The 24030-nt window shown below is 71.2% G+C and carries 25 protein-coding genes; 11 read left to right on the plus strand and 14 right to left on the minus strand.

Annotated features, from left to right (window positions below; all coding sequences use genetic code 11):
* The first annotated feature begins 7 nt into the window (after nt 1-7).
* From ACIBK5_RS09395 to ACIBK5_RS09410, 4 genes are all read left to right on the plus strand, one after another.
* On the plus strand, nt 8-442 hold the full coding sequence (locus ACIBK5_RS09395; protein ID WP_399017822.1) for an ATP-binding protein: 435 nt from the start codon (nt 8-10) through the stop codon (nt 440-442).
* Nucleotides 442-1038: a hypothetical protein gene (locus ACIBK5_RS09400; protein ID WP_399017823.1), complete on the plus strand. Its 597-nt coding sequence runs from the start codon at nt 442-444 to the stop codon at nt 1036-1038. Before ACIBK5_RS09395 ends, ACIBK5_RS09400 begins: the two co-directional genes overlap by 1 nt.
* A gap of 225 nt (nt 1039-1263) precedes the next feature.
* On the plus strand, nt 1264-2046 hold the full coding sequence (locus tag ACIBK5_RS09405) for a helix-turn-helix domain-containing protein (protein WP_399017825.1): 783 nt from the start codon (nt 1264-1266) through the stop codon (nt 2044-2046).
* 20 nt (nt 2047-2066) lie between these two features.
* Nucleotides 2067-2372: a hypothetical protein gene (locus ACIBK5_RS09410; protein WP_399017827.1), complete on the plus strand. Its 306-nt coding sequence runs from the start codon at nt 2067-2069 to the stop codon at nt 2370-2372.
* A 15-nt stretch (nt 2373-2387) separates the two neighbouring features.
* Here the strand turns inward: ACIBK5_RS09410 and ACIBK5_RS09415 are convergent, their stop codons facing one another.
* Nucleotides 2388-2903: a GNAT family N-acetyltransferase gene (locus tag ACIBK5_RS09415; protein ID WP_399017829.1), complete on the minus strand. Its 516-nt coding sequence runs from the start codon at nt 2901-2903 to the stop codon at nt 2388-2390.
* 156 nt (nt 2904-3059) lie between these two features.
* Here ACIBK5_RS09415 and ACIBK5_RS09420 point away from each other — a divergent pair, with 156 nt between their 5' ends.
* Entirely contained in the window at nt 3060-4175 is a 1116-nt protein-coding gene (locus tag ACIBK5_RS09420; protein WP_399017831.1) for an ADP-ribosylglycohydrolase family protein, read from the plus strand.
* Nucleotides 4176-4184: 9 nt separating this feature from the next.
* On the opposite strand, the gene ACIBK5_RS09425 is transcribed toward ACIBK5_RS09420, so the two are convergent.
* The gene (locus ACIBK5_RS09425) at nt 4185-5756 is read right to left on the minus strand and encodes a sodium:solute symporter family protein (RefSeq protein ID WP_399017832.1); all 1572 of its coding nucleotides are present in this window, start codon (nt 5754-5756) and stop codon (nt 4185-4187) included.
* 138 nt (nt 5757-5894) lie between these two features.
* Nucleotides 5895-6680, minus strand: a complete 786-nt coding sequence (locus ACIBK5_RS09430; protein WP_399017834.1) for an SDR family oxidoreductase — start codon at nt 6678-6680, stop codon at nt 5895-5897.
* 78 nt (nt 6681-6758) lie between these two features.
* Here ACIBK5_RS09430 and ACIBK5_RS09435 point away from each other — a divergent pair, with 78 nt between their 5' ends.
* A complete protein-coding gene (locus ACIBK5_RS09435) occupies nt 6759-7619 on the plus strand; it encodes a hypothetical protein (RefSeq protein ID WP_399017836.1) in 861 nt (286 codons plus the stop codon).
* A 12-nt stretch (nt 7620-7631) separates the two neighbouring features.
* Here the strand turns inward: ACIBK5_RS09435 and ACIBK5_RS09440 are convergent, their stop codons facing one another.
* Complete coding sequence (locus tag ACIBK5_RS09440; RefSeq protein WP_399017838.1) at nt 7632-9497, minus strand: MFS transporter; 1866 nt, start codon at nt 9495-9497, stop codon at nt 7632-7634.
* A gap of 196 nt (nt 9498-9693) precedes the next feature.
* Complete coding sequence (locus ACIBK5_RS09445) at nt 9694-12606, minus strand: D-alanyl-D-alanine carboxypeptidase (protein WP_399017840.1); 2913 nt, start codon at nt 12604-12606, stop codon at nt 9694-9696.
* Between the two features lie 236 nt (nt 12607-12842).
* On the opposite strand from ACIBK5_RS09445, the gene ACIBK5_RS09450 reads away from it, so the two are divergent.
* The 3 genes from ACIBK5_RS09450 to ACIBK5_RS09460 all read left to right on the plus strand — a co-directional run bounded on the left by ACIBK5_RS09450 (nt 12843) and on the right by ACIBK5_RS09460 (nt 15114).
* Complete coding sequence (locus ACIBK5_RS09450; RefSeq protein ID WP_399017842.1) at nt 12843-13598, plus strand: GPP34 family phosphoprotein; 756 nt, start codon at nt 12843-12845, stop codon at nt 13596-13598.
* A gap of 269 nt (nt 13599-13867) precedes the next feature.
* Nucleotides 13868-14743, plus strand: coding sequence for a helix-turn-helix domain-containing protein (locus ACIBK5_RS09455; protein ID WP_382495483.1), 876 nt, complete (start codon nt 13868-13870; stop codon nt 14741-14743).
* A 179-nt stretch (nt 14744-14922) separates the two neighbouring features.
* Nucleotides 14923-15114 (plus strand): DUF397 domain-containing protein, encoded by a 192-nt coding sequence (locus ACIBK5_RS09460; protein ID WP_382495485.1) that lies wholly within the window; start codon nt 14923-14925, stop codon nt 15112-15114.
* Between the two features lie 102 nt (nt 15115-15216).
* Here ACIBK5_RS09460 and ACIBK5_RS09465 read toward each other — a convergent pair whose 3' ends face one another.
* From ACIBK5_RS09465 to ACIBK5_RS09475, 3 genes are all read right to left on the minus strand, one after another.
* Nucleotides 15217-16098: a MerR family transcriptional regulator gene (locus tag ACIBK5_RS09465; RefSeq protein WP_399017844.1), complete on the minus strand. Its 882-nt coding sequence runs from the start codon at nt 16096-16098 to the stop codon at nt 15217-15219.
* Between the two features lie 70 nt (nt 16099-16168).
* Nucleotides 16169-16681: a glutathione peroxidase gene (locus ACIBK5_RS09470; protein WP_399017846.1), complete on the minus strand. Its 513-nt coding sequence runs from the start codon at nt 16679-16681 to the stop codon at nt 16169-16171.
* Nucleotides 16682-16690: 9 nt separating this feature from the next.
* Nucleotides 16691-17683 (minus strand): ArsR family transcriptional regulator, encoded by a 993-nt coding sequence (locus ACIBK5_RS09475; RefSeq protein WP_399017848.1) that lies wholly within the window; start codon nt 17681-17683, stop codon nt 16691-16693.
* Between the two features lie 79 nt (nt 17684-17762).
* Here ACIBK5_RS09475 and ACIBK5_RS09480 point away from each other — a divergent pair, with 79 nt between their 5' ends.
* On the plus strand, nt 17763-18953 hold the full coding sequence (locus ACIBK5_RS09480) for an MFS transporter (protein WP_399017850.1): 1191 nt from the start codon (nt 17763-17765) through the stop codon (nt 18951-18953).
* Between the two features lie 16 nt (nt 18954-18969).
* Here ACIBK5_RS09480 and ACIBK5_RS09485 read toward each other — a convergent pair whose 3' ends face one another.
* The 4 genes from ACIBK5_RS09485 to ACIBK5_RS09500 form a co-directional block, all read right to left on the minus strand.
* Nucleotides 18970-19443 carry a MarR family winged helix-turn-helix transcriptional regulator gene (locus ACIBK5_RS09485; protein WP_399017853.1) on the minus strand — a complete coding sequence of 158 codons (474 nt, stop codon included), beginning with the start codon at nt 19441-19443 and terminating at the stop codon, nt 18970-18972.
* A gap of 55 nt (nt 19444-19498) precedes the next feature.
* The gene (locus tag ACIBK5_RS09490; protein ID WP_399017855.1) at nt 19499-20182 is read right to left on the minus strand and encodes a nucleotidyl transferase AbiEii/AbiGii toxin family protein; all 684 of its coding nucleotides are present in this window, start codon (nt 20180-20182) and stop codon (nt 19499-19501) included.
* Between the two features lie 142 nt (nt 20183-20324).
* Entirely contained in the window at nt 20325-21119 is a 795-nt protein-coding gene (locus ACIBK5_RS09495) for an SAM-dependent methyltransferase (RefSeq protein ID WP_399017857.1), read from the minus strand.
* A 131-nt stretch (nt 21120-21250) separates the two neighbouring features.
* Nucleotides 21251-21727, minus strand: coding sequence for a hypothetical protein (locus ACIBK5_RS09500; protein WP_399017859.1), 477 nt, complete (start codon nt 21725-21727; stop codon nt 21251-21253).
* A 202-nt stretch (nt 21728-21929) separates the two neighbouring features.
* On the opposite strand from ACIBK5_RS09500, the gene ACIBK5_RS09505 reads away from it, so the two are divergent.
* Complete coding sequence (locus tag ACIBK5_RS09505) at nt 21930-22559, plus strand: class I SAM-dependent methyltransferase (RefSeq protein ID WP_399018312.1); 630 nt, start codon at nt 21930-21932, stop codon at nt 22557-22559.
* 110 nt (nt 22560-22669) lie between these two features.
* On the opposite strand, the gene ACIBK5_RS09510 is transcribed toward ACIBK5_RS09505, so the two are convergent.
* Nucleotides 22670-23155, minus strand: a complete 486-nt coding sequence (locus tag ACIBK5_RS09510; protein WP_399017861.1) for an integrase — start codon at nt 23153-23155, stop codon at nt 22670-22672.
* 146 nt (nt 23156-23301) lie between these two features.
* Nucleotides 23302-23976, minus strand: coding sequence for a glycoside hydrolase family 11 protein (locus tag ACIBK5_RS09515; RefSeq protein WP_399017863.1), 675 nt, complete (start codon nt 23974-23976; stop codon nt 23302-23304).
* Nucleotides 23977-24030: the final 54 nt, after the last annotated feature.

The following is a 24030-nucleotide window of genomic DNA, read 5'->3' on the forward strand; positions in this document are numbered from 1 at the left end:
GGGTGACATGAGTCAGAAATCCCCCACGCAGATCCCGCTCCTCACCCGCCACTTCACGATCCAGCTGTCCGCCACGCGAAGAGGCGCCCGACTGGCTCGCCTGCTCACCGAACGCCAACTCGACGAGTGGGGTGAGCCCTACGAGGCTGCCGCGCAGGTGGTGGCGGAGCTGGCGTCCAACGCCGTGCTGCACGGCAGGGTCCGCGGCAGGGACTTCCGCCTCGGCCTGAAGCTGCACGCCGACCGCACGCTCCGCATCGAGGTCACCGACGCCCGGGGCGACCGGATCCCACGGGTCCCGGACCCGGTAGCGGAGGACGCGGAGGGCGGCCGCGGCCTGCGGATCGTCTCGGCGTACGCGGACCGCTGGGGCGTGGCGGAGGCACCGGCCCACGCCAAGACGGTCTGGGCCGAACTGAGGCTGGGTTCTAGGGTGACTTGATGGACGTGGGGGCGGTCTTGATAGCGGTGGCCGGTGTGGCGGGAACGCTCGGGGGCGCGCTGCTCACTCAACGGGCCGCCGAGAAGGCCAAGCGGCGCGAGCTGGAGATGGCCCAGGCCATCCAGGAGGTTCGCGAAGACCGCGAGCTGCGGCGCCGCTGCTACACGGAACTCCACCGCGACGCCCGCCAGTTCTGCACAGCACTCAGCCGACAGCTGTACGTCCTGCGGGACCGCACCCCCGGCGACGAGGACATCAAGTCCCTGGAGGCCGCCAAGGACACCTACCGCGACCGCTGGTCCGAGGCGCTGATGATCGCGCCGGATGCGGTGCTGACACCGGCCGGGGAGGTGAACCGAGCCCTGAACGCGGTCTACGGCCGGGTCAAACGCCTGGAGCAGGGGAACCCGCGACCCGGTGAATCCCTGCACGCGGCCGCTGTGGCGCAGCACGGCATCTGGTCTCTGATCGCCGCCGCGAGGGAAGCGATGCGGCGGGATCTGGACGTGACGGGCTCCGGGGTGCGACTGCGCTCATCCGACGGCCCAGAGGCCGTCACCCGCGACTTCGAGGAGCCGGATCGCGGCCCCTCATGACCCGGCCGGTCCCGACGTCAAGAACCAAAGAACCGGGGAAAGAACCAACCCGCCCCCACCGCCCCCGCAGCTCACCCGCAGGGGTGAACATCGCCAACTCGGCTGGCGTGGAGGGCAGTCGATGGTGCAGCGTCAGCGCAGACAACCCCACAAACGCATACGGCCCCCGCCGGGACTGCCATCCCGCTGCGAGGGCCTCATCACCTAGGAAGCGAACCCTTCCCGATGACTGACAAGAACCCTAGCGCGCCCGCACGCGCACAGTCCGGCACTTCCGGTGTCCAGCACGTGACGGAACGCCACGAGGACAACTTCACGGTGGTCGGCAACCACCTGGCCCAGCACCCGGACCTCTCACTCACCGCGATCGGCCTGGCTGTCCACATCCAGTCGCTCCCCGCCGGATCCCCGATCGGCATCAAGGCACTGACGGCCAAGTTCCAGGAGGGCGAGATCCGGATCGCCGCAGCCTTGCGGGAACTGGAGACCCACGGTTACCTCACGCGTGCCAGGGAGCGTCTTCAATCCGGCCGAGTCGTAACCCGCACGGTCGCGTACAACAAGCCCCGGACGACGATCCCCGAGCACCGCCCGGCCTCCCCGCCGCCCCGGACGGAACCCCCGGCCCCGAAGCCCCACCGCACCGCCGCCGACCTCCTCACCGGTCTGCGCGCGGCCGACTCCCGTCTGCTGCTGAGCGAGCGCGACGTGCACCGCCTGGCCCCGCAGGTGTCGGCCTGGCTGGAGCGGGGCGTCCCCGCCACGGTGGTGGAACGGACCCTGACGTCGGGTCTGCCCCACGACCCGATCAAGCACCCGGCGGCCCTCCTCGCCCACCGCCTGACCACCCTCCTCCCACCGCCCCTCCCCACGGCCCCAGCCCACCCAGCACCCACCCCCCGCCCGTCCCCGCTCCAGACCTGCGACGGCTGCGAACGAGCCTTCCGATCAGCGAACCCCGGCGGCCGGTGCCGCGACTGCCGCCCTGCCGAGCGGGACGCGGCCTGAGCGTGCGACCGCTGATCCCCATGCCTCAGCTGACCCCGGACGCGCTGCGTGATGCCGTCGCCCGGATCGCCCCGAGTCGGCTGCCCACGCTCACGCAGCACCTTTTCGAGGCCACGACCAACGCACAGCAGACCCAGAGTCTCGCCCCCCTGCGCGCCTTCGTGCACTCCTGGGCGGTCTTCGTCGCGATCGAACGACACCCCGCGCGGGCCGAGCGGCTGCGAGATCTGGAGCGGATCGTGGACGTCGGCGAAGAGGACCCCTCCGACGCCATCGCCGAGATCCGCGCCATCCGGGAGGCCGCAGCGGCGGAGGCAGGGCTGTGACGTCTGGTCCTGGGACTACGCCCCGAGCTCCTTCTCCAGCAGCGTGAACGACTTGGGTGCACCACCCGGCTGCGGCTTGCCCTCCTTGTGGCCCACGACGCGGTACCCGGCGGCCCGGTAGTAGGTGGTGAGCGGGGCGTTGCCCGCCAGGCAGTCCAGGCGTACATGGGTCCGTCCGTTCGCGGCCACGCGGTCTTCCGCGGAGCGCAGCAGCAGCAGCCCCGTCCCGGGCGGGGCAGTGACGCGATCCACCATGAGCCGGTGCACGTACCCGGCCACGGGCGGCTGCGGGCCCCAGGCGGCTTCGTCCTCCCACCACAGTTCCCAGGCGCCGGCGACATGCCCGCCGGTCTCCGCGAGCCAGACCTCGCCCTGGGTCATGACCCGGCGGAAGTGGGACTCGTCGAGCTCTCCCGGCTGCCACTGCCCGGTGATGCCCCGGGCCAGCATCCAGCGGGCCGCGTCGTCGCGGAGGCGGACGAGGGTGGACAGGTCGGCTTCGGTGGCCGGGCGGGCGTGTAGATCATTCACGCGGGGATCCTCGCACACCAGTCCGATGCGCCGGGTGCTCAGAGCGACGGTCCGTACGCCGGCCGTGAAGACGCCGTTCCGTCCGCTGAACCCACCGTCCCCGTTCGATTACAGTGCTGGGCGTCGTACGTATGGACGGTTCCCTGGGAGGTCAAGGTGGGTGCGACTGCCGGTGCCGTCTGGGGCCGTACGGAGCAGCAGGACTTCCGCAGCCGGGTGCGCGGGACGCTGCTCGGCGTGGCCGTGGGCGACGCGCTGGGCACGCCCGTGGACGGCCTGGGGATCGACGGGATCAGGGAGGCGCACGGGGCCGAGGGGCTGGTCGATCTGGCCCCCGCCTACGGCAGACGCGGAGCTGTCACGCACATCACGCAGCTCACCCTGTTCTCCGTGGACGGACTGATCCGGGCCCAGGTGCGCCGGGACACCGGAGCCTGGCACCCCCCGACCGATGTGCACCGGGCGTATCTGCGCTGGGCCGCCACCCAGCGGGACTGGGGGCCCGACGAGCGCCGCAAGGACGACGGCTGGCTCGCGCGGGAGGAATGGCTGTACGCACGGCGGGACCCCCACCGCTCCCTGCTGCTGGGGCTCGGCGACGAGATCATGGGCACCCCGGACACCCCCAAGAACCCTGGTGAGGCCGGGCCCGAGGCCGCCACCCGGTCCGCCCCGTTCGGACTGCTCGTGGGCTGGGAGCCGCAGCTGGTCGCGCAGCTCGCCGTCGAGTGCGCGGCGCAGACCCACGGGCACCCCGCGGCCTCGCTCGCGGCGGGCGCGTACGCCGTGATCGTGCACGCCCTCGCCCTCGGGGAGAGCCTCGACGGTGCCGTGCAGCGCGCCTTCGCGATGCTGGCCGCCCGGCCCGGGCACCAGCCCGTCTCGGACGCCCTCCAGCACGCGCTGGGCGCCGTACGGCAGGGGATGCCAGGCCCGGAGCGCGTGAGCGAGCTGTGCGGGGCCGGTACGGCGGAGAGCCTCGTCGGCGCCGCCGTGTACTGCGCCCTCGTCGCCGCCGACGTCCGGCACGGGCTGTGTCTCGCCGTCAACCACGACGGCCCGTCCGCCGCCACCGGCGCGCTGACCGGCGGCCTGCTCGGCGCCCTGCACGGGGAAACGGCCCTCCCCCCGGCCTGGCTGGCCGAGCTGGAGGGCCGTCCCACCGTCCTGGAGCTGGCCGACGACTTCGCCATGGAGATGACCCAGGGGCCCGCCCTGCACGGGCCCGGGGGGTCGTCGCCGGGGTGGCTCGCCCGCTATCCGAGGGCCTGAGCCCGCGCTTCAGTCCTTGACCGTCGTCCGCACCACGTCGTCGGAGGGCCCGGCCGGTGTCGGAATCGCGGCCGCCGCCGCCCCGTCCCCGTCCGTGTTGAGCTTCTCGATCAGCGCCAGCCGCTCCGGGGTGTCCTCCGGCTTGATGTAGCCGACGAGGACGTAGAGGACCAGGGAGACCGCCAGCGGTATCGAGACCTGGTACTGGAGCGGGACACCGCCCTCGACGTTCCAGTTGATCGGGTAGTTCACCAGCCAGAACGCGAGCAGGCCCATCGACCAGCTGACGAGTGCCGCCGTCGGGCCGGAGCGGCGGAACGCGCGCAGCAGGCCCAGCATCATCGGGATGGCCATCGGGCCCATCAGACCGGCCACCCACTTGATGACGACCGTGATGATGTCCTTGAACGCGGGGGAGTTGACCTGGGTCGCCGCCGCCATGGACAGGCCGAGGAAGACGACCGTCGCGATCCGGGCGACCCGCAGGCCCTGCCCCTGGTTCCAGGTCCGTGCCCTGGCCCAGATCACCGGCGCGCAGTCTCGGGTGAACACCGCCGCGATGGCGTTGGCGTCCGAGGAGCACATGGCCATCGTGTGCGAGAAGAAGCCGACGATGACCAGGCCCAGCAGGCCGTGCGGGAGGAGCTGTTCGGTCATCAGGGCGTAGGAGTCGGAGCCGTCCGGCTTCTGCGACTCGACCAGCAGCGGCGACATCCACATCGGGAAGAAGAGGACCAGGGGCCAGACCAGCCAGAGGATCGCCGAGAGGCGTGCCGAGCGCTCGGCCTCCTTGGCGTTCGGCGTGGCCATGTAGCGCTGGGCCTGGTTGAGCATGCCGCCGTTGTACTCGAAGAGCTTGATGAAGAGGAACGCGAGCAGGAAGACCGTGCCGTACGGGCCGACCAGCGGCTTCTCATGGCCCTGGAGTTCGGGGGAGTCCCAGACGCCGAAGAAGCCCCCGTGGTCGTCGAGCCGTACGAAGACGGCCACGAACATCGCGATGCCGGCCAGCAACTGGATGATGAACTGGCCGAGTTCGGTCAGCGCGTCCGCCCACAGGCCGCCGATCGTGCAGTAGATCGCCGTGATGCCGCCGGTGATGAGGATGCCCTGGTTCAGGGAGATCCCCGTGAAGACCGACAGCAGCGTCGCGATCGCCGCCCACTTCGCGCCCACGTCCACGATCTTCAGCAGCATGCCCGACCAGGCCAGCGCCTGCTGGGTCTTCAGGTCGTAACGGTTCTTCAGGTACTCCAGCGGGGAGGCCACATGCAGGCGCGAGCGCAGTCGGTTGATGCGCGGCGCGAACAGCTTCGACCCGATGGCGATGCCGAGGGCGATCGGGAAGGACCAGGTGACGAAGGAGGTGACGCCGTAGGTGTAGGCGATGCCCGCGTACCCGGTGAACATCACCGCGCTGTAGCCCGACATGTGGTGGGAGATACCGGAGAGCCACCACGGCATCTTGCCGCCGGCGGTGAAGAAGTCGCTGACGTTGTCCACACGTTTGTGCGACCAGACGCCGATCGCGACCATCACGGCGAAATAGCCTAAAAGCACGGCCCAGTCGAGACCGTTCATGTGCGCCCTCCCAGGGGTCGGCCCAGCGATCAGCCCGGCGCTCATCGTGGGCGCTGCCGCGTGAACACGACAAGTGACGGTCAGGTCAAGGAGGGGTAAAAATGTTCGATGTGATGGCCTTGGTTCATCTACATGAACTCATCGCATCAACTCCCCTGCGTTGACCAGCAACGACTGTCCGGTGATCGACCGGGCCCGGTCCGACGCCAGGAACACCGCCGCGTCGGCCACATCCGAGTCCGCCGCCAGCTCGGGCAGCGCCGTCCGCCCGGTCAGCCGCTCCAGGACCGCCGCCTCGGACACACCCTCCGTCTGTGCCGTGAACCGCACATACGCCTGCACCGGCGGCCCCCACATCCAGCCCGGCAGCACGGTGTTGACCCGGATCCGGTACGGCCCCAGCTCCCGCGCCAGCGAGTACATCGCGCTCGTCAGCGCTCCCTTCGACGCCGCGTACGCCGCCTGCCGCACCTGGGAGGGAGCCGCCACCGCCGACTGCGTCCCGATGAACACGACGGATCCGCCGCCTTGTTTGAGCGACGGCAGACAGGCCCGGGTCATCCGCAGCGTGCCCAGCAGGTTCACGTCCAGCACGGAGCGCCAGCTCTCGAAGTCCGCGTCCTCGACACCGCCGAAGTAGCTGTCCAGCGCGGCCACATGCACCACCGCGTCGATCCCCCCGAACCGCTCCGCCGCCAGCCCCGCCAGCGCCTCGCACTGCGCCTCGTCGGCGATGTCGGTCGCCCGGTACGCCGTGCGGGCCCCGTCCGGATCGAGCTCGGCGGCCGTCTTCGCCAGGTTCGCCTCCGTCCGGGCACCGAGCACGGCACACCCGCCGTCCCGTACGACGGCCGCCGCGACCTGCCGTCCAAGACCGGCCCCGACCCCCGACACCACGACCGTCTTCCCCGCGAGCAGTGACATCGAGACCTCCCGGAACCCTGGCGTTCTATCTGACGGAGCGTCAGAGTATGGGCCTGTCACCGACGAAGGGGAAGGGTCATGAGCGACGACACCCGCAGCGAAACAGACGGCACCCGCAGCGAGCTGTACGCCGAACTGGCCGCCGTCGGCCCCTACGGCACCCACCCCGGCCACGCCCTGATCACCATGGTCGAACCGCACCCGGGCCACGAGTACGCCTACAACCGCTGGTACGAGGACGACCACTACTACGCCGGCGCGATGGCCATGCCCTGGATGTACGCGGGCCGCCGCTGGGTGGCCACCCGGGACCTGCAACTCCTGCGCTACCCCGAGAAGTCGGCGATCGCCCAGCCCGTCACCACGGGCTGCTACCTCTCCACCTACTGGATCACCGACGGCCGCTACGACGACCACATGCGCTGGACGGTCTCCATCAACAAGCGCCTCAACCGCGACGGCCGCGTCTACCAGGACCGCACCCACGTCCTCACCGCGTTCCAGGACCACGAGGCGACCGTGTACCGCGACGGCGCGGCGGGCCCGAGGGACCGGCACGCCCTCGACCACCCCTACGCCGGTCTGGTCCTCCAGGTCGTCGAGGCCGACACCCCCGAGCAGCGCGCCGACCTCCTGGAATGGCTGCGCTCCCGCCACCTCCCCAAACGCCTCGCGGGCTCCCCGGCGGCGATGGTGACGGCCTTCCGCCCGACCCCGCTCCCCGGCGACCGCATGACCTACGTCAAGCAGGTCGAGGGCGTCGACACCCGCCTGACCCTGCTGTGGTTCCTCCAGACCGACCCGAGGGAGTGCTGGGAGGCCCACTTCACGGGCCTCGACGCGGCGCTGGCGGAGTCGGGACTGGGCAGGGTGGAACTGGTGGCACCGTTCATCCCGACGGTGCCGGGCACGGACACCTACGTGGACCGGCTCCGCTGAGAACCCGGCCGGTCAGCGCAGTTCCTGCGGGCAGGGCAGCCCCCTGGGGAACTGGTACGGCGCGGCCAGCCGGTACGTGCCCGCCTTCGGGGCGAGCAGCTCCGTCCAGCGCACGCCCTGCTCGTCCTCCTCCGTGTCCATCAGGCAGCCGTTGACGTTGACGTATGTCTTCGGCTCGCCCTCGGGCCGGTTCCTGGACTCCTCCGTCTCCCGCGGCGGCTTCAGGCTCTTGCCCTCGGAGTCGACGACGCTGAGCCACGGCGTGTACGGGATACGGACCAGGATCCGGCCCGGCTTCTTCACCCGGAGCACCATCTCGCCCTGCTCGGCCCGCTCGACGACCGTGTTCGGCTCGGCCAGCGGGGTGGGGTCGGTGACCTTGAAGAGCTGCCAGTTGGCGTCGCCCCAGACCTGGGTGAGATACGGCAGCCCGCGCTGCACCAGCGCCCGCTCCCGCACCCCGCCGTCGCCGTCCGGCTCACCCTTGGGCAGCACGACGTAGTGCACGCCCCAGCGCCGCAGCCACTCGCGGTAGTTCGCCGAGTTGAGCGTGTCGTCGTAGAAGAGGGGATTGCGCTCCATGTCGGCCTGACGCATCCAGCCGCGGGCCAGGTTGACGTACGGGGCGAGCGCGGCGGCCTCCCGGTGGGAGCGGGCGGGGACGACCTCGACCCGGCCCTTCTCGGCGCCGACCTCCTGCAACTCGTTGAGCAGCGGCGCCAGCTCACGCGACCAGGACGCCGCCGGGGCGGTGTGCACGATGTCGTCGACCGTCTTGAAGCCGATCCATCCGGTGAAGGCGACCATCGCGACCACGGCCGTGTACCACCTGCGGCCGCGCGGCACCGTGTACGGCAGCGCGGCCACCAGCGCCACCCCGGCGAACAGCATCGCGAGACGCGTGATGTTGGACCCGATCTGCGAGCTGATCAGCCACACCAGCACCACGCCCAGCCCGTACACCGCCGCCGTCAGCCGGACCGTCTTCCAGTCCTTCGGCACGAGGAAGTAGGCACAGGCCGAGAACGCGACCGGCAGGATCACCGAGCCGAATATCATCGGCTGTGTCCCCGAGAAGGGGAACAGCAGCGCCGACACGCCCACCACCGCACTCGGCGCCAGCCCCAGCGCCCACGCGCCCGGCCGCCGCTTCTGCAGGAACAGCGCGACCGCCACCAGGCCCACGAACAGACCCGCGACGGGCGACGCCATGGTGGCCAGCGCGGCCAGCGGCGCCGCGCACAGGGCCTTCGCCCAGCGCTTGTAACGCCACCTGTACGGCCAGCAGAACACGACGGCGACCGCGCCGAGCGCGAACATCATGCCGAGGCCGAACGTCACCCGGCCGGACACCGCGTTGCAGAACAGCCCGAACACGCCCGCCAGCGACGCCCACAGGGGGTTGCGGACGGACCTGCTGCGCAGCAGGAGCAGTGTCAGCAGCCCGGCCGACACCGTCCCCGCGATCATCATCGTCGTCCGCACGCCGAGCACCGACATCAGATACGGCGACACGACGCTGTACGACACCGGGTGCATCCCGCCGTACCAGGCGAGGTTGTACGCCGAGTCCGGGTGCCGGCCGACGAACTCGGCCCACGCGTCCTGCGCGGCGAGATCGCCGCCACTGTTCGCGAACGTGAAGAACCAGACGACGTGGAGCACCCCGGCGAGGCCGGTGACGGACAGGACCGGGTGGCGCAGCATGCGCTCACGCAGCGTCAGTACGGCGGTCCGCAGCCGGGTGTCGCGCTCACGGGCGGTCGTGCCGTCAGCGTCCCGCTCGTCGGTCTCCCGCGTCGTGGGCATGCCTATTCGCGGGCCGGATACCGGGCCCGGATCGGCGTTCTCGGTGCGTGTCGGCTCCGCAGTGGCCACTGAAAGGCACTCCCCGTGTCCCGTCTTCTGTTCTCAGCTTCTGCTTCCCGGCCGCGTACCGTTCACCCTCGGTTCGCGACCGCGCCGCCGCGGACGGCGACCTGCCCCGATTCGGGACGCTAGCACGCACCCCGCCGGGCGGAGCCCGGACGGGCCGCGACCGGCGGGGTGCGGTGGTGCTGGTGGGCGTCCCGGCTCAGCCGATGCGCGTGAGCTTGTCCGCGAAGCCCGGCTCCACGAGGTCCTCCTGGAGGGCGACCGGAACCTTGACGGCGCTGCTGCTGCCGTCACCGACGGTGAGCGTGCCCACCTTCTTGCCGGCCTTGGCCGTGTGCGGCAACTCGTCCGCGGCGAACGTCAGCTTGACGGACAGGCCCGCCCAGCCGACGGCCGTGACGTCCTCCGTGACGGCGACCGGCGTACGCCCGCCGAGACCGTCGTCGGCGTACCCGACGACGTCGCCCTTCTTCAGGATCGTCGCCGACTCCAGCGCGCCCTGCGCGGCCCGGATCAGCTTGTCGCCCTCGTGCAGCGCGGCGCCCAGGATCGTGTTGTCCGGACCGCCGGCGGGCTGGCGCACCACGGCGCCGATGACCCGGTGGGTCTCGCCGTCGACGTCCTTCTTCGCCGAGAAGACGAGGTTGCCGAGCGCCGACGTGGTGGTGCCGGTCTTGATGCCGGTGACGTCGTTGTAGCCGACCAGACGGTTCCAGTTGTCGTGCTTGGTGCCCTTGTAGTCGACGTACGACATCATCGCCGCGACCTCGCGGAAGGCGGGCTGCTCCATGGCGGCCCGGGCGAGCTTCACCTGGTCCACGGCCGTGGACACGGTGGTGTTGTTCAGGCCCGACGGGTCGGTGTACGTCGAGTTCTTCATGCCGAGGTCCTCGGCGGCGTCGTTCATCTTCTGCACGAACGCCTTCTCCGACCCCGCGTCCCAGCGGGCGAGCAGCCGCGCCACGTTGTTCGCGGACGCGATCAGGATGCTCTCCAGAGCCTCCCGCTGGGTGATCTTGTCGCCCTTCGTCACATCGACGGTGGACTCCTGGCCGGCGTCGGACTGGTCCTCGGCCGCCTGGTCGATCCCGATCTTCGGCCCGTCCTCGCCGCTCTTCAGCGGGTGCTCACGCAGGATCACATAGGCGGTCATGACCTTGGCGACACTCGCGATCGGCACGGGCTTCTGCTCGCCGGACGAGCCGAACGTCCCGATGCCCTGCACGTCCAGCGCGGCCTGGCCGTCGGCCGGCCAGGGGATGTCGACCTTGCCGCCCTCGAAGGTGTAGCTGTCCTTCGCGGTGAGCTCGAGCGTGGGCGTCGGCAGCGGGCGCACGCTCTGCACGACCGCGAAGACGATCACCAGCAGCAGCGCCAGCGGCGTCCAGATCTTCACCCGCCGTACGGCCGTCCGCAGCGGGGTGTCCGGGGGCGGCGGGGTGTTCGTCAGCTCGGCCAGCATGTCGAGCGGCGGCCGCGGCGGCAACGGCTGCTGCGTGGTCCGCTCGGGGCTGACGGTGGGGACGGGGGCGGTGGCTTCGGCGGGGGCCGGGGCGGATGCGGCGGCCGGTGCGGCGGCCGGTGCGGTCGGCTTCCGCGTGGCCGGGTCGTCCAGCTGCTTGAGCGCGACGAACTTGCTGGTCCGCTCGGCGTCCCTCTCGGGAGCGTCCTTGCCCTTGGCCGCGCCCCCGATCTTCAGCATCGTGGTCGGCTGGTCGACCGCGGGCCGCGGCGCCTTGAAGACGGCGGTGGGCTGATCGACGACAGGCTCGGCGGGGCTGTCGCCGTCGTCCGACTCCGGATCCTTCTCCTGAGCCTTGCCGGTGCCGGTGCCGGTGCCGGTGCCGGTGCCGTCGCCGTCGCCCTCGGCGTCGGAGTCGGAGCCGTCGGGCTCGGCGTCGGGGGAGCCGCCCTCGGCGTCGGCCTCGGCGGCGTCGGCCTCGTCGTCGGTGTCGGGGGAGGTGCGCGGGTCCTTGGGCTTGGTTGCCTTGTGGTCGGTGTCGGCCGTGTCGTCGGCGTCGTCGGGCTTCGACACGGCCTCGGCCTCGTCGGAGGCGCGGGGGTCCTTGGGCTTGGCGGTCTTGTCGTCGGTGTCCGCCGCGCTGTCGGCCTTCGTGGTGCCGGCGGTGTCGCTCGCCGTGCCGTCGTCCTCGTCGGGCTTCGTGCCGGCCTCGGACACGGCGGTGTCCGGCTCGCTGTCGGTGTCGATGTCGGCGTCGGTGTCGGCCTCGGGGGCGTCCGTGTCCGTGCCGTCGGCGGTGGCGGAACGGTCCGCCTCGTCCTCGTCCCGGCTCGCCTCAGCGCCCTCGGAGGCCTTCTCTGCGGCTTCCTGGGCCTCAGGGGCGTCCGCAGGCTCGTCAGGGCTCTCGTCGGCGCTCTCGGCGGCCTCCTGGCCGTCCCGGGCGTCCGTGTCGGCCTCCGCGGGCTCGTCCGAGCTCCCGGCCTCCTGGTCGGCAGCCTCGCCCGTCTCGGCCTTCGTGGGCTCGTCGGTGCTCTCGGCGGCCTCCCGGCCGTCCGTGGAGTCTTTCCCGGCGCTCTCGGCCGCCTCCCGGCCGTCCGTGGAGTCCTTCCCGGCGCTCTCGGCGCTCTCGGGGCGCTCGTCCCGTTCCTCGGTGGCGACGGGCTCCTTGTCGTCGTCCGCGTCCGCGTCCGCCGACGCCACCCACGCGGCCACCGCGTCCCGCAGCCGTCCGTCACTGCCCGCGGTGTCGTCACCCCGACCGGAGCCGGCATCGCCGTCGGCGTCCCCGTCGGCGTCCTCGTCGGCACCTTCCGCGGACGCCTCCGCAGGCTCCCGGGACTCGTCGCCCGCCGCGTCCTGCTCGGCGTCAGGCGTCGCGTCCGTGGGCTGCTTGGGATCGGCGGCCTCGGGCGGCGTGTCCGTCGGCCCGTCCGTCGGCTCGTCCGGTGTGCGTACGGAGAACACGCGGGTCGCCGTATCGACGCCACCGCGTGCGGAGGACTTCTCCGCGTCCCGGGCCACCGCGAGGCGCGGGTCGCGGGCCTCCGCGGCCGCCTCGCTCCTGGCTTCCGGAACCGGACTCGCGCTCCCCGACGTCTCTTGTGCCGACGACTCGCGCTGCTTCGACCTGTCGGGGGACTCGCCCGCCACCGATGCCTCCTCCTCGCGCCGCACACCCCGCGTACGCGTAACGAACCGTGAACCGCCGCCGTGACACCGCTCCCCGGCGCTGTCCGAACCATGTACCAGTGTCCTGTGTACGGGTCGAACCGATCCGGTAGACGAGAACGACATACCTACTGGTTCCACTACGAACCGGTCACGCACCCTCGACAGACCAATGTGAGAGGGGTCACCCTGTCTTTCATCCACGCGGGGAGGCATGGATGGGCAGGAGCCGCAGAACACTTCCGGAAGAGCTTCTGCTGCTGGCATTGGACCCGACCACGGGTACCACTGCACAGCCGCAGTCGCTCGACCTCGGTCTGGCCGGAGCACAGCTAGTAGAGCTGGCGCTGGCCGGACGGATAGCCCCGGACGGGGATCGTATCGCCGTGGTGGCACCACGGCCGACTGGAGATCCAACACTGGACTGTGCATTGGAGTTGCTGCGAAGGCGTGGCGCTCCCGTGCGGGCCGTCCACTGGATCGGCGGGCCGCGTCTCGGGCTGCGCCAGACCTACCTCTCGCATCTGGAGCGGTGCGGCATGGTGCATGCCGTGGCCGGCCAGATGTGCGGAGTGCTGCCGACGACTCGCTACCAGGCGACGGACACCGAAATCAGCCGGGAGATCAGGGCCAGGCTGGATTCCGCGATCCGCACCGGCGTACCGCCGGACCCGCGGACCGCCGCGCTCGCCGCCCTGGCACACGCGGTCGGCCTCGGCAAGCACCTGTATCCGGGGAACGAGGGACGTTCGTCCCGGTCCCGGCTGCGGGACCTGATCAGGCACGACCCCATGGGCGGTCTCGTCGCGCACGCAGTGATGGACGTCCAGAACGGCGTGGCCGCGCAGCCGCGCCGCAACCCGGCACCGCCCGGCCGTCAGGCCGCCGGCGGAGCCAGGTCCGCACCGGAACCCGCCCGCGGTGTTCCGATGCAGCCGCACCGCGGAAGCATGGCCCGCGTCCCGGCCCACTGAGCCGCGCCGCACCACCGGGACGACGCCGCACCACCGGGACGACGCCACACCACAGGCACGCCGCCGCACCCACGACCCGGTCACGGGAGCCGCTGTCCGAGCGGGGCGGGGAGAGCACACACTCTCCCCGCCCCGCTCGGCGTGCCTGTCCGAACTGGCGTGTACCCGTCGCATATCCACCGTTTCCCAGCGGTAGTAAGCACCTTGGTGGCAGTCTGCTCAACAGCAGATACGCAAAGTAGAGGCACGCAGCCGGAGGTGCACGTCCCGTGGCGTCCAATGTCAATCCCACCGTCAGGCGGCGCCGGCTGGGCCAGGAGCTCCGCAGGCTCCGTGAGCTCAAGGGCATGACGGCCGAAGAGGTCGCCGAGCGGCTGCTGGTGTCGCAGTCGAAGATCAGCAGGCTGGAGAACGGCCGGCGCAGCATCAGCCAGCGTGACGTGCGCGATCTGTGCGGGGTCTACGAGGTCGAGGACCAGCGCATCGTCGACTCGCTGATGCAGATGGCCAAGGACTCGCGGCAGCAGGGCTGGTGGCACGCGTTCGGGGACATCCCCTACAGCGTCTACATCGGCCTGGAGACGGACGCCGAGTCGCTCAGAGTCTACGAACCCCAGATCATCACTGGCCTGTTGCAGACACGCGCGTACGCCGACGCCATCATCCGGGGCGGCTCGCCCGAGGCGTCGGAGGCGGACAACGACAAGCGCGTCGAGGTCCGGCTGCGCCGGCAGGGCCGTATCACCGCCGAGACGGACCCGCTGCGGCTGTGGGTGGTCCTGGACGAGGCGTCACTGCACCGGATCGTCGGGAGCCGCCCGGTGATGCGCGAGCAGCTGGAGCACCTCGTCGAGATGTCCCAGCTGCCCCACATCACCGTGCAGGTCCTGCCGTTCGAGGTCGGTGCGCACGCCGGGATCAACGGCCAGTACTCGATCCTGGAGTTCGCCGACGCGGCCGACTCGAGCGTGGTGTACATCGAGGGCGTCACCAGCGACCTGTACCTGGAGAAGCCGCTCGACGTGCAGAAGTACACGGTGATGTACGAGCATCTGCGCGCCCAGTCGCTGAACGTGGACCAGTCGCGGCAGCTCATCGAGCGGGTGGCGAAGGAGTACGCGCGGGGCTGGACCGGGGAGAAGTGACCTTCCGTCGGGCAAAGCGCGGGATGTTACACCCCTGACACGCCTGACTGGAAGTCTCCCCTGGAATATGCCATCCGGTCGAGTGAATGGCTGCTCCGAACGAGGATGTTGGCGAGTAGCGTCGATCACGCCAACCACCAGCACGGGTTGGCGTAAACGCAACTGGCTACGGAGCGAACATGGCAATTCGTCTGGGCGCCACGGAAACGTGGACGACGTCCTCCTACACCAACAACAACGGCGCCTGCGTGATGGTCAGGTCGACCGTCGAAGCGGCCCTGGAGCTCGGGGACACCAAGATCCCCGAGGGCCCCAAGCTGGCGTTTCCCGCCGACGCGTGGAACGCCTTCGTGACCTCGGTCAAGGCCTGACGTCGCGCTCGACAACCGCACAAGCACCACCGACAGAGCCCTCTCGACCAGCATCGCCGTCCTTGCCGAGAGGGCTCCGCTCGTGCCCGGACCCCAGAGGGCTCAGCTCACCGGGAACGCCACGTCACACACCGGGTCCTGTGCCCCGGCACCGTCCCAGTCCTCCACGAAGTACACCTCGCGGCACGGGCCCGCCTGCTCCAGGCCCTCCCGGGTGATCCACTCCTCCACGGCCTCGAAGGCCGCCAGGATCTGCGGATGCGCCACCTGGGCCTTGGTGATCCGGGTGTAGGCGAGACGCCGGGCCGGCTCCACCCGTACCTTCGCCTCCCAGGTACGGCCGTGCCGCTCGGCCCACGCCCGGGCCGCCGCCTCGTCGGCCACGGGCACACAGGACTCGGCGGGGCCGTCGCTCTCCATCGACACCTCGGAGTGGTAGACGACGAACGGCGCCGCCGTGATGCCGCCGCACTCCCGGGCCGCCGACGCCAGCCGGCCCAGTGACGCCCCGATCCACGCGGGCAGCTCGCCCGCCAGCACATGCCGCGTCTCGGTGATCACCACTTGCCCGGGCACGTCCACCGTCTCGACCGCGAACTTCTCGTACATCTCGGAGCTCCTCCCCGACAGCCGTCCACGGAGGTACTCGGCGAGCGTCCGCTGCCCCGCGACCCGTGCCTCGACGTCCGCCCAGTACGCGCCGAGCAGGGCGGCCGCCGTGGGCCCGTCGTCCGCCGCGACCACCTCGGCGATCCGGGCGAGCGGCATGTCCAGCTGCCGCAGCATGGCCACGAGCCGGGCCCGTTCGACCTGGCCGGCACGGTAGTAGCGGTAGCCGGTGGCTTCGTCGACATGCGCCGGGGCGAGCAGCCCCAGCCGGTCGTACAGCCGCAGGGCCTTGGCCGAGAGCCGGGCGCGCGCGGCGAACGACCCGATGGTGAGCAGTTCCCGGTCCGGTACGTCCACCACGGCATCCTCCGTCACCGGGCGGCTCTTCCGCCCGGTGACGAGGACACTCGGGCCTGCCCCAGGGGCAAGGTCAACCGGGTCGGGCTCAGCCCAGCTGGGCCTCCACGGCCGTCACGACCTCGGCCGACTCCGGCTCGGTCTGCGGCGAGAAGCGGGCGACCACCTGGCCGTCCCGGCCGATGAGGAACTTCTCGAAGTTCCAGCGGATGTCGCCGCTGTGCCCCTCGGCGTCGGCGAAGCCGGTCAGGCGGTCGTACAGCGGGTGCCGGTCGTCGCCGTTGACCTCGACCTTCTCGGTCAGCGGGAAGGTCACGCCGTACGTCGCCGAGCAGAACTCGGCGATCTCCTCGGCGCTGCCGGGCTCCTGCCCGAGGAACTGGTTGCAGGGCACGCCGAGGACGGTGAAGCCGCGCTCCGCGTACTGCTCCTGGAGCTTCTCGAGCCCCGTGTACTGCGGGGTCAGGCCGCACTTGGAGGCGACGTTCACCACGAGGACGGCCTTGCCCGCGTACTGGGACAGGTCGGCGGAACCGCCCTGCAGCGCACCGATCTCGACGTCGAGGGGAGAGGAACCGTTGGAGCCGTTGGTAGTCGTCATGCCCGGAGCCTAGCTCCGGCGGCTGCCGGCCCGGTGCCTGGCCTCCACCGCGTCCACCAGGACCTGCCCCGCCGCCGTCCGCGAGTACAGCACCGACCTGCCCGCCCGCCGCCGCTCCACCAGGCCGGCGTCCAGCAGCACCCGCAGATGCCGCCCCACCGAGCCGAGCCCCTGCCCCGTCACGGCGACCAGCTGGCTGGTGCTCAAGGGGGAGCCGAGCCGGACCAGCACACCGGCGCGGGCCGTGCCGAGCAGCGCGCCGAGACTCGCGGGCACGGGCCTGCCGCCGGGGTCGGCGAGCGCGCCCGCGCACGCGTAGACCACCGCGTACCGGTCGGGCTCCTCCCAGGACACCCAGCCGGTCCTCTGGGTGACCGGCACGAACAGCAGCTCGGCGCCCGAGATCTCGCGCGGCGGGTACTCGTGCGGATTCACCTGGAGCCGGTTGTCGCCCAGCCACCGGGTCCGGCCCGGCCGCAGCGTGTCCAGCGCCGCCGCCCAGCCGCCCCGGCTCACCTGCGCGGTCCGGGCGACCACGTCCGCCTCCAGCACCCGCCGGCGCCGGTCCCAGTCCGGTCGTACGGTCTCGGTCCAGACGTAGGACAGCAGGCCGGCCGCCCGCTCCGGGAGGTCGTCCCGGTCCAGGGCCGCGGGAAGCGGGCCGGCCAGGGAGATCCGCAGATTGGCCCGGGACTCGCCGGGACGGGCCGCCCGCACCCGTGCCACCCCCTCCTCGAAGGTCTCCCCGCTCCTCGGGGTCGGCGTGAGGAAGTCGGCGATCCAGGACCGGCCCAGTCCGGCGCGGACGAGCAGCGCGGTCACGGGGTCGGCGGCCAGACGGGCCCGGTAGCCGGGCAGATGGTCGCGCAGCCAGGCCCGCTCGCCGGGGTGCGCGGGTGTGCCCCGGTGCAGCAGCTGGAGGCAGGCGAAGGTCTCGGCGAGCGGGGAGAGCACGAACCGGCTCCCGGCCAGCGTGTCGGCGTTGATCTGCCACCAGCCCACGCACACCCCCGAGGTCCCCGTTGTTTCGCACTCGCGCGAAACATTAACCACCCCGTACGAGCCGCCACAGACTCCCCGCATGCGCAGCTACCGCGAACTGTTCCGCACTCCCGAGTTCACCCCGTTCTTCCTCGCCGCGTCCGCCCAGACGGTGGCCCAGACCATGGGCGGCCTGGCCCTGGGCACCCTGGTGTACCGGGCGACCGAGTCGCCGCTGCTGTCCGCGGTGAGCATGTTCGGCTCGTCGCTGGTGCAGGTGCTGGGTGCGACGTTCCTGCTCTCGGCGGCCGACCGCCTGCCCCCGCGCGCGGCCCTGACGGCCCTGCCCCTGCTCTTCGCGGCGGCCACGGCCGCCCTGGCGCTGCCCGGGCTGCCGGTCTGGGCGCTCTTCGTGATCGTGGTGGCCAAGGGGCTGGTGGAGTCGGTGGGCGGGGGAGTGCGCTGGGGGCTGCTGAACGAGATCCTCTCCAAGGACGGCTATCTGCTCGGCCGCTCGGTCTTCAACATGATGAGCGGCCTGATGCAGATCGCCGGCTACGCGACCGGCGGCGCCCTGGTCGCGCTGCTGTCCCCGCGGGTGTCCCTGCTGGTGGCCGCCGCGCTGTACGCCGTGGCGGCGGCGGTCGTCCGCCTGGGCCTCACCCGCCGTCCGCCCCGTACGACGGGCCGCCCCTCGGTCGCGGCGACCTGGCGCGCCAACGCGCTGCTGTGGTCGTCCGCTCCCCGCCGCCAGGTCTATCTGGCCCTGTGGATCCCCAACGGCCTGATCGTCGGCTGCGAATCCCTCTACGTCTCCTACGCCCCCGCCTCCGCTGGCACCCTGTTCGCCTGTGCCGCGCTGGGCATGCTGGCCGGGGACGTGCTGGTGGGCCGCCTGGTCCCACCGCGCCTGCGCCCCCGCCTCGGCTTTCCGCTCCTCCTTCTCCTGGCCGTCCCGTACGTGCCCTTCCTCCTGCACCCGCGGCCTCCGCTCGCGGCCGCCGCGGTCACGCTCGCCTCCGTCGGCTTCGGCGCGAGCCTCGTGCAGCAGGAGCGCCTGGTGGCCCTGACCCCCGACGCCCTGACGGGCCATGCCCTGGGCCTGCACTCGGCGGGCATGCTCACGATGCAGGGCGTGGCAGCCGCGCTCGCGGGCTCCGTGGCCCAACTGACCTCTCCGGCGGTGGCGATGACGGCGATGGCCACGGTGTCGACGGCGGTGACGCTGACCCTGATGGCGGCGGGCCGGCGCGAGGAGCGGGCGGTCGTACCCATGGCTCGGGAGGCATGACCCCGAGGGATCTCGGCTACTCGGCGCCGAGGCCCCTCTCCGCCTCCGCGAACACCTCCGGAACCTCGTTGTCGACGACGACCCGCGACAGCAGCACGGCCAGCCGCTCCCGCTCGACGCCGTTGAGCCCCGACGGCAGGGCCTCCATGCGGCGCACGGTCTCGGCGTAGAACCTCCCGGCGAGCGAGGCGCCCTCCTCCGTCAACCCCACCCGCACGGCCCGGCCGTCCCGGGGGTCGGCCTCCCGCCGTACCAGCCCCCGCCGCACCGTCCGGTCCACAAGACCGGTCAGGCTCGACTTCGCCAGCCCGAGCATCTCCCCGAGCTCCCCCATCCCGTACGGCTGCGGCATCAGCACGCACAGCAGCTGTCCCTGCTGGGGCGTCAGCCCGTACGCCCGGCTGGCCTCCGCGTAGACACCGTCCACCAGGAACGCCGCCCGCACCAGCGCGGCGACGACACCCACCTGCCCGCCTGCCCCGTTCCCCATCGGGTCAGGGTACCGAGCGGTCGGACAGCCCTCGGCCGGTTCGGTGGCGTACCGGTCACTCCTCCTCCGGGGCCTCTCCCTCGATGAGCCGTTCCGCGATGTCGTCGGCCCACTCCTGCGCCCAGCGGCGCAGTCCGGCGACGGCGGAGACCTCCAGACCATGGACGGTGAACGCCCGGTCGTCGATCCAGTCCGTGCCGGTCAGCCGGGCCTGGAGGTCGGTGAGGTCGAAGGTGTCGGGTGCGTGGCGGCGCCCGAGTTCCTCGAGCTCGGGGTGGCTCCAGCGGGCCGCGGCGGCGTGCACGTCGACCAGGTCGCGGGCGAGTCCGCGGTCGGCCAGGTCCCGCACCCGGGTGCCGACGAGGTCGTCGAGGGAGAGCGCTGGCCCGAGCTCCGTCAGCACGGGCGGGCGCCACAGCACCTCTTTGTGGACGCCGACGTCGTACTCCTGCCCGGTCGCCGCGTCCGTGACGAGGAACTGGGCGGACAGCGGCTCGGTCTCCCGGGTCTGCACGAGCCAGCCCCGCGCCACCAGCCCGGCCCGGACGGCGTCGGCGATGGCCTCCATCCCGGCGGGGTCCTCGGTCGCCACGTCCACATCCGACCCGGCCCGCTCCACCAGCCCGTGCGCCAGCATCGCGTACCCGCCCGAGAGCACGAGCGAGTACGCCTCACCCACCCCGAGAAGATCCCCGACCAGACGGCTGCGCGGCTCGGGGGCGGGGGGTTGGTAGGGCATGCCCTGATTATCGAGTGTGGGGTGAGGAGGGCTTAGGGCGATCGGCCCGTATGGGTGAAGGGGGGAGGCGGACCTGCCCTGCTTGGGGGCGCGGGGAACTGCGCGACCAGCCCCCACGGCGCCGCACTGGACCACGAACCCGCTACAGCTTGCGCCCGACGCCGCAATACGCATCCACGGCCACACCGAGGTCGGACGACGGCTCAGGCCGCCACTCCGAAACCCGCACCACCCCCGGCCGCACCAGCTCCAGCCCGTCGAAGAACCCGGCGATCTCGGCAACGGGCCGGACGTAATACGGCACCGCCCCACTCGAGTTGTACGCCTCCGACGCCGCGATCATGCCCTCGCTCGTCGCCGTACTGTCGCTGATCACCAGGTGGCTGCCGGCCGGCAACCCCGCCATCAGCCGCCGCACCAGCTCACGCGCCCGCTCGTACTCGGCGACATGCCCCAGCGTGTTGAGGATCATCAGCGCGACCGGCCGTGACAGGTCGAGCGTGCCCGCCGCGGCCTCCAGGACGGCCTCGGGGTCGTACAGGTCGGCGTCCAGATACGCGGTCCTGCCCTCGGGCGTGCTGGTGAGCAGCGCGTTGGCGTGGGCCAGCACGATGGGGTCGTTGTCGACGTACACGATCCGGGCGTCCGGTGCGACGCGCTGGGCGACCTCGTGCGTGTTGTCGGCGGTCGGCAACCCCGTGCCTATGTCCAGGAACTGCCGGATGCCCTGCTCCTCGGCGAGATGCCGGACGGCCCGTCCCAGGAAGTGACGGCTCGTGACCGCCACGTCGACCAGACCCGGAAAGATCGACTTGATCTGGTCGCCGATCTCGCGGTCGACCTCGTAGTTGTCCTTGCCGCCGACGAAGTAGTTCCAGAAGCGGGCCGAGTGCGGCTTGGAGGTGTCGATACGGGCACGCACGCTGTCGTCGAGCACGGCAGGGCCTCCTGGGGGGTGGGGAAGGGGGTCCGGTTCACCAACCTAGGCGAATCACCTGTCCGGACAGTGCAGTTGTCCGCTCCCCGCCACTCACCACCATGGCGTTTCGGCCACCCGGCCCGGCCGGGTCACACGCCGTGCGGCGAGACCCCGCCGAGGCGCCCGGACCCGCCGTCGCCGCCCCCGTGCCCCCGCGTGGCCAGCCACACGCCCCGTCCCACGGCCCACAGCAGCAGCCCGGCGGCGACCGGCGTACCGAAGATGATCAGCATCCCGGCTCCGATGTTGGCGCCGACCACCCCCGCGGTCAGAACCCTCCACCCCACACCGGCCAGGAGCCCGACGACCACGAGCGGCCCGAGCACCCCCCACCAGCGCCGGTCCAGCGCCCCACGCCGCGCCGCCCGCACGAGCACCGCGGCACCGGCCCCCGCCAGCACCAGGGCGAGCCCGCCGACGAGCGCCGCGACACCGTCCCCGATGCCCCACGGCTGGTAGGCGTAGTCGAGCTCACTCGCCGGCAACCCGTCGTAGTTCTGCTGCCCCATCAGCCCCCAGGCGGCCACAGGCACACCAAGAACGAGCGCGACCCCTGCGGAAACCATTCCCCGATTCTTCATACGTCCATGGTCACGGGGGCGGGGCGGGCCCGTCATGAGCACGCGTACTCAAGTACCAGGGCCTACCGCTTCTCCGAACTACCGAGGCGTCCCGTGGTCAGGTGACAGGACGATCAGTCCTGCGGAGAAGGGGCCGGTATGGGCCCGGAGAACTGCTGTGAACGGCTCGGGTGTTAGCTTCCTGCCCGTGTTAAAACACCAGGACGAGACCAGGGCGGCCTATGACGGGGTCGTCGAACTGTATGCGTCGATGTTCGCTAATCGGTTGGAGACGCAGCCGTTCGCGCGGAACATGATCGGCACCTTCGCCGAGCTCGTGCGTGGCACGGGGAACCTGCGGGCAGCCGACGTCGGGTGCGGACCCGGCCATTTGACGGGCATGCTGCACGACTTGGGGTTGGATGCCTTCGGGCTCGACCTCTCCCCGGCTATGGTCGCCCACGCCCGGCGGGCCCATCCGGCGCTGCGGTTCGACGAAGCACGAATGGAGGCCCTGCCGGTCGAGGACGGCGCGCTCGGCGGAGTGCTGGCCCACTACTCGATGATCCATACCCCACCAGAAGAATTGCCCGCGCTGCTCGCTGAGCAGGTGCGTGTCCTGGCACCAGGGGGCCTGCTCCTGGCGTCTTTCTTTGGAACCGAGGGGCCGGAGCCTGTCCGTTTCGACCACAAGGTGGCGCCTGCCTATAGCTGGCCGGCGGAGCAGTTTGCCGAGTTGCTGGCCGGGGCCGGACTCGTCACGGTGGCTCGGTTGCTCCACGACCCAGCGTCCGAGCGGGGCTTCCTCGACACCCACCTGCTGGCCCGCCGCCCGTAGAACGTGGCCCGTGGCCGGGGTGGTGTAGATCATCCGCGTGGATGAAGCTCGTCCAAGCGCCGCGTTCTGTGGCGGTGTCCGCTGAGCACGCCGGAGTGACAGCCGTTCAGTCACGCAGGCCCCGGCGGGGTGGCCGCCGCAGTGGTGCGAGCAACGATCTCCCGGAAGGTAGGAATTCCCAGGTCGACAGACTCCTGCTTCCGGGAGATCTGGGCGTCGCGTTGGTCAAGCTTCTCCTCGGCGTGGGTCAGGCTGCTCTGCAGCCCCTCGATCTCGCCGAGCCAGCCTTCCCTTTCGGCTTCCAAGATGCGCGTGAGGAGGTTGTCGCGGATTTCGACAAGCCGGGGACGCTCTGTCGCGTGGACGATCAGGACGGGGCATCTGACACAAGCGTGTTCGTGAGCACAGTCAGTTCCGTATGCGCGGCCGCAGTCGCCCAGGGCGAGCTTGCGGCGCTCAAAGTGCCCGAGAAACTCTCCCCATTCCTCAGGAGTGACGGTGCGGTATTCATCGGCAGGCCGCAGAGCCCGGCGTCGGGCGATGAACGCTCGATGTGCCTCGATGGCATCAGTGGAGTAGATCGCGGCGTATCCCATCGTCGTTCCGATGTGGTCGTGGCCAGCGATGAGGCCCCCTCAGCCGGGCGCCACCGCACGCCCCGTCCGTGGGGAGATCATGCTGAGTGCAGCTGCTGCCGTCAGGAGGGCGGTCAGCAGCGCGACGCGTGTTGTGGCGGTCATCGTCAGCGCACCGTGATGGTGGAGCTGCCGCTGCTCTGGTAACCCTCGGTTGCCATGATCATGTAGTACTTGAAGTTGCCCAGGGGCATCCCGGCCCGGGCCCAGGCGTCGAAGTGGTTGCCCGTGGTGATCGTGCCGCCCGTCCGCTTCGACTGCCGCACGCTCCAGTACTGGTCGAAGGTCTTGGTGCCCTCGACGGACGGGGCGTTGTAGCGCGTGGTCTTGTAGATGTCGTACGTGCCGCCGTCGCTGGTGACGGTGCCCTTGTACGTTCCCGTGGGCCGGTACGTGCCCCAGTTGTCGACGATGTAGTACTCGATGAGCGGGTTCGCCGTCCAGCCGTAGAGGGTCAGATAGGAGTTGCCGGACGGGTTGAAGGTGCCGGAGTAGGTGACGCTGCGGCGGGCGCCGGTGGCCCAGCCCTTGCCGGCGACGAAGTTCCCGGTGTTCCGCCATGACGTGCTGTAACTGCCGCCGGTGGACAGGTTCATGGAGACCGTGCCCTGGCTGTCGGTCCAGAACGAGTAGTAGTAGCCGTTGTGGGTGCCGGTCTGGTTCCTGTTGACGACCGTGTCGGCGTGGGCGGTGCCCGGCAGGGCCAGGAGGGCCAGCGCGACCAGCACCATCGTGCAGGCGCTGCTGATGAGCAGCCGTAAGCGGCTGAGTGCGTTGCTCATGGGTGTGCTTCCTCCATCGTCCTCGTGGGGTGGACGGGGGTGCTCTGTCACCCG

Source organism: Streptomyces sp. NPDC050546 (assembly GCF_044457425.1).
Classification (GTDB): domain Bacteria; phylum Actinomycetota; class Actinomycetes; order Streptomycetales; family Streptomycetaceae; genus Streptomyces.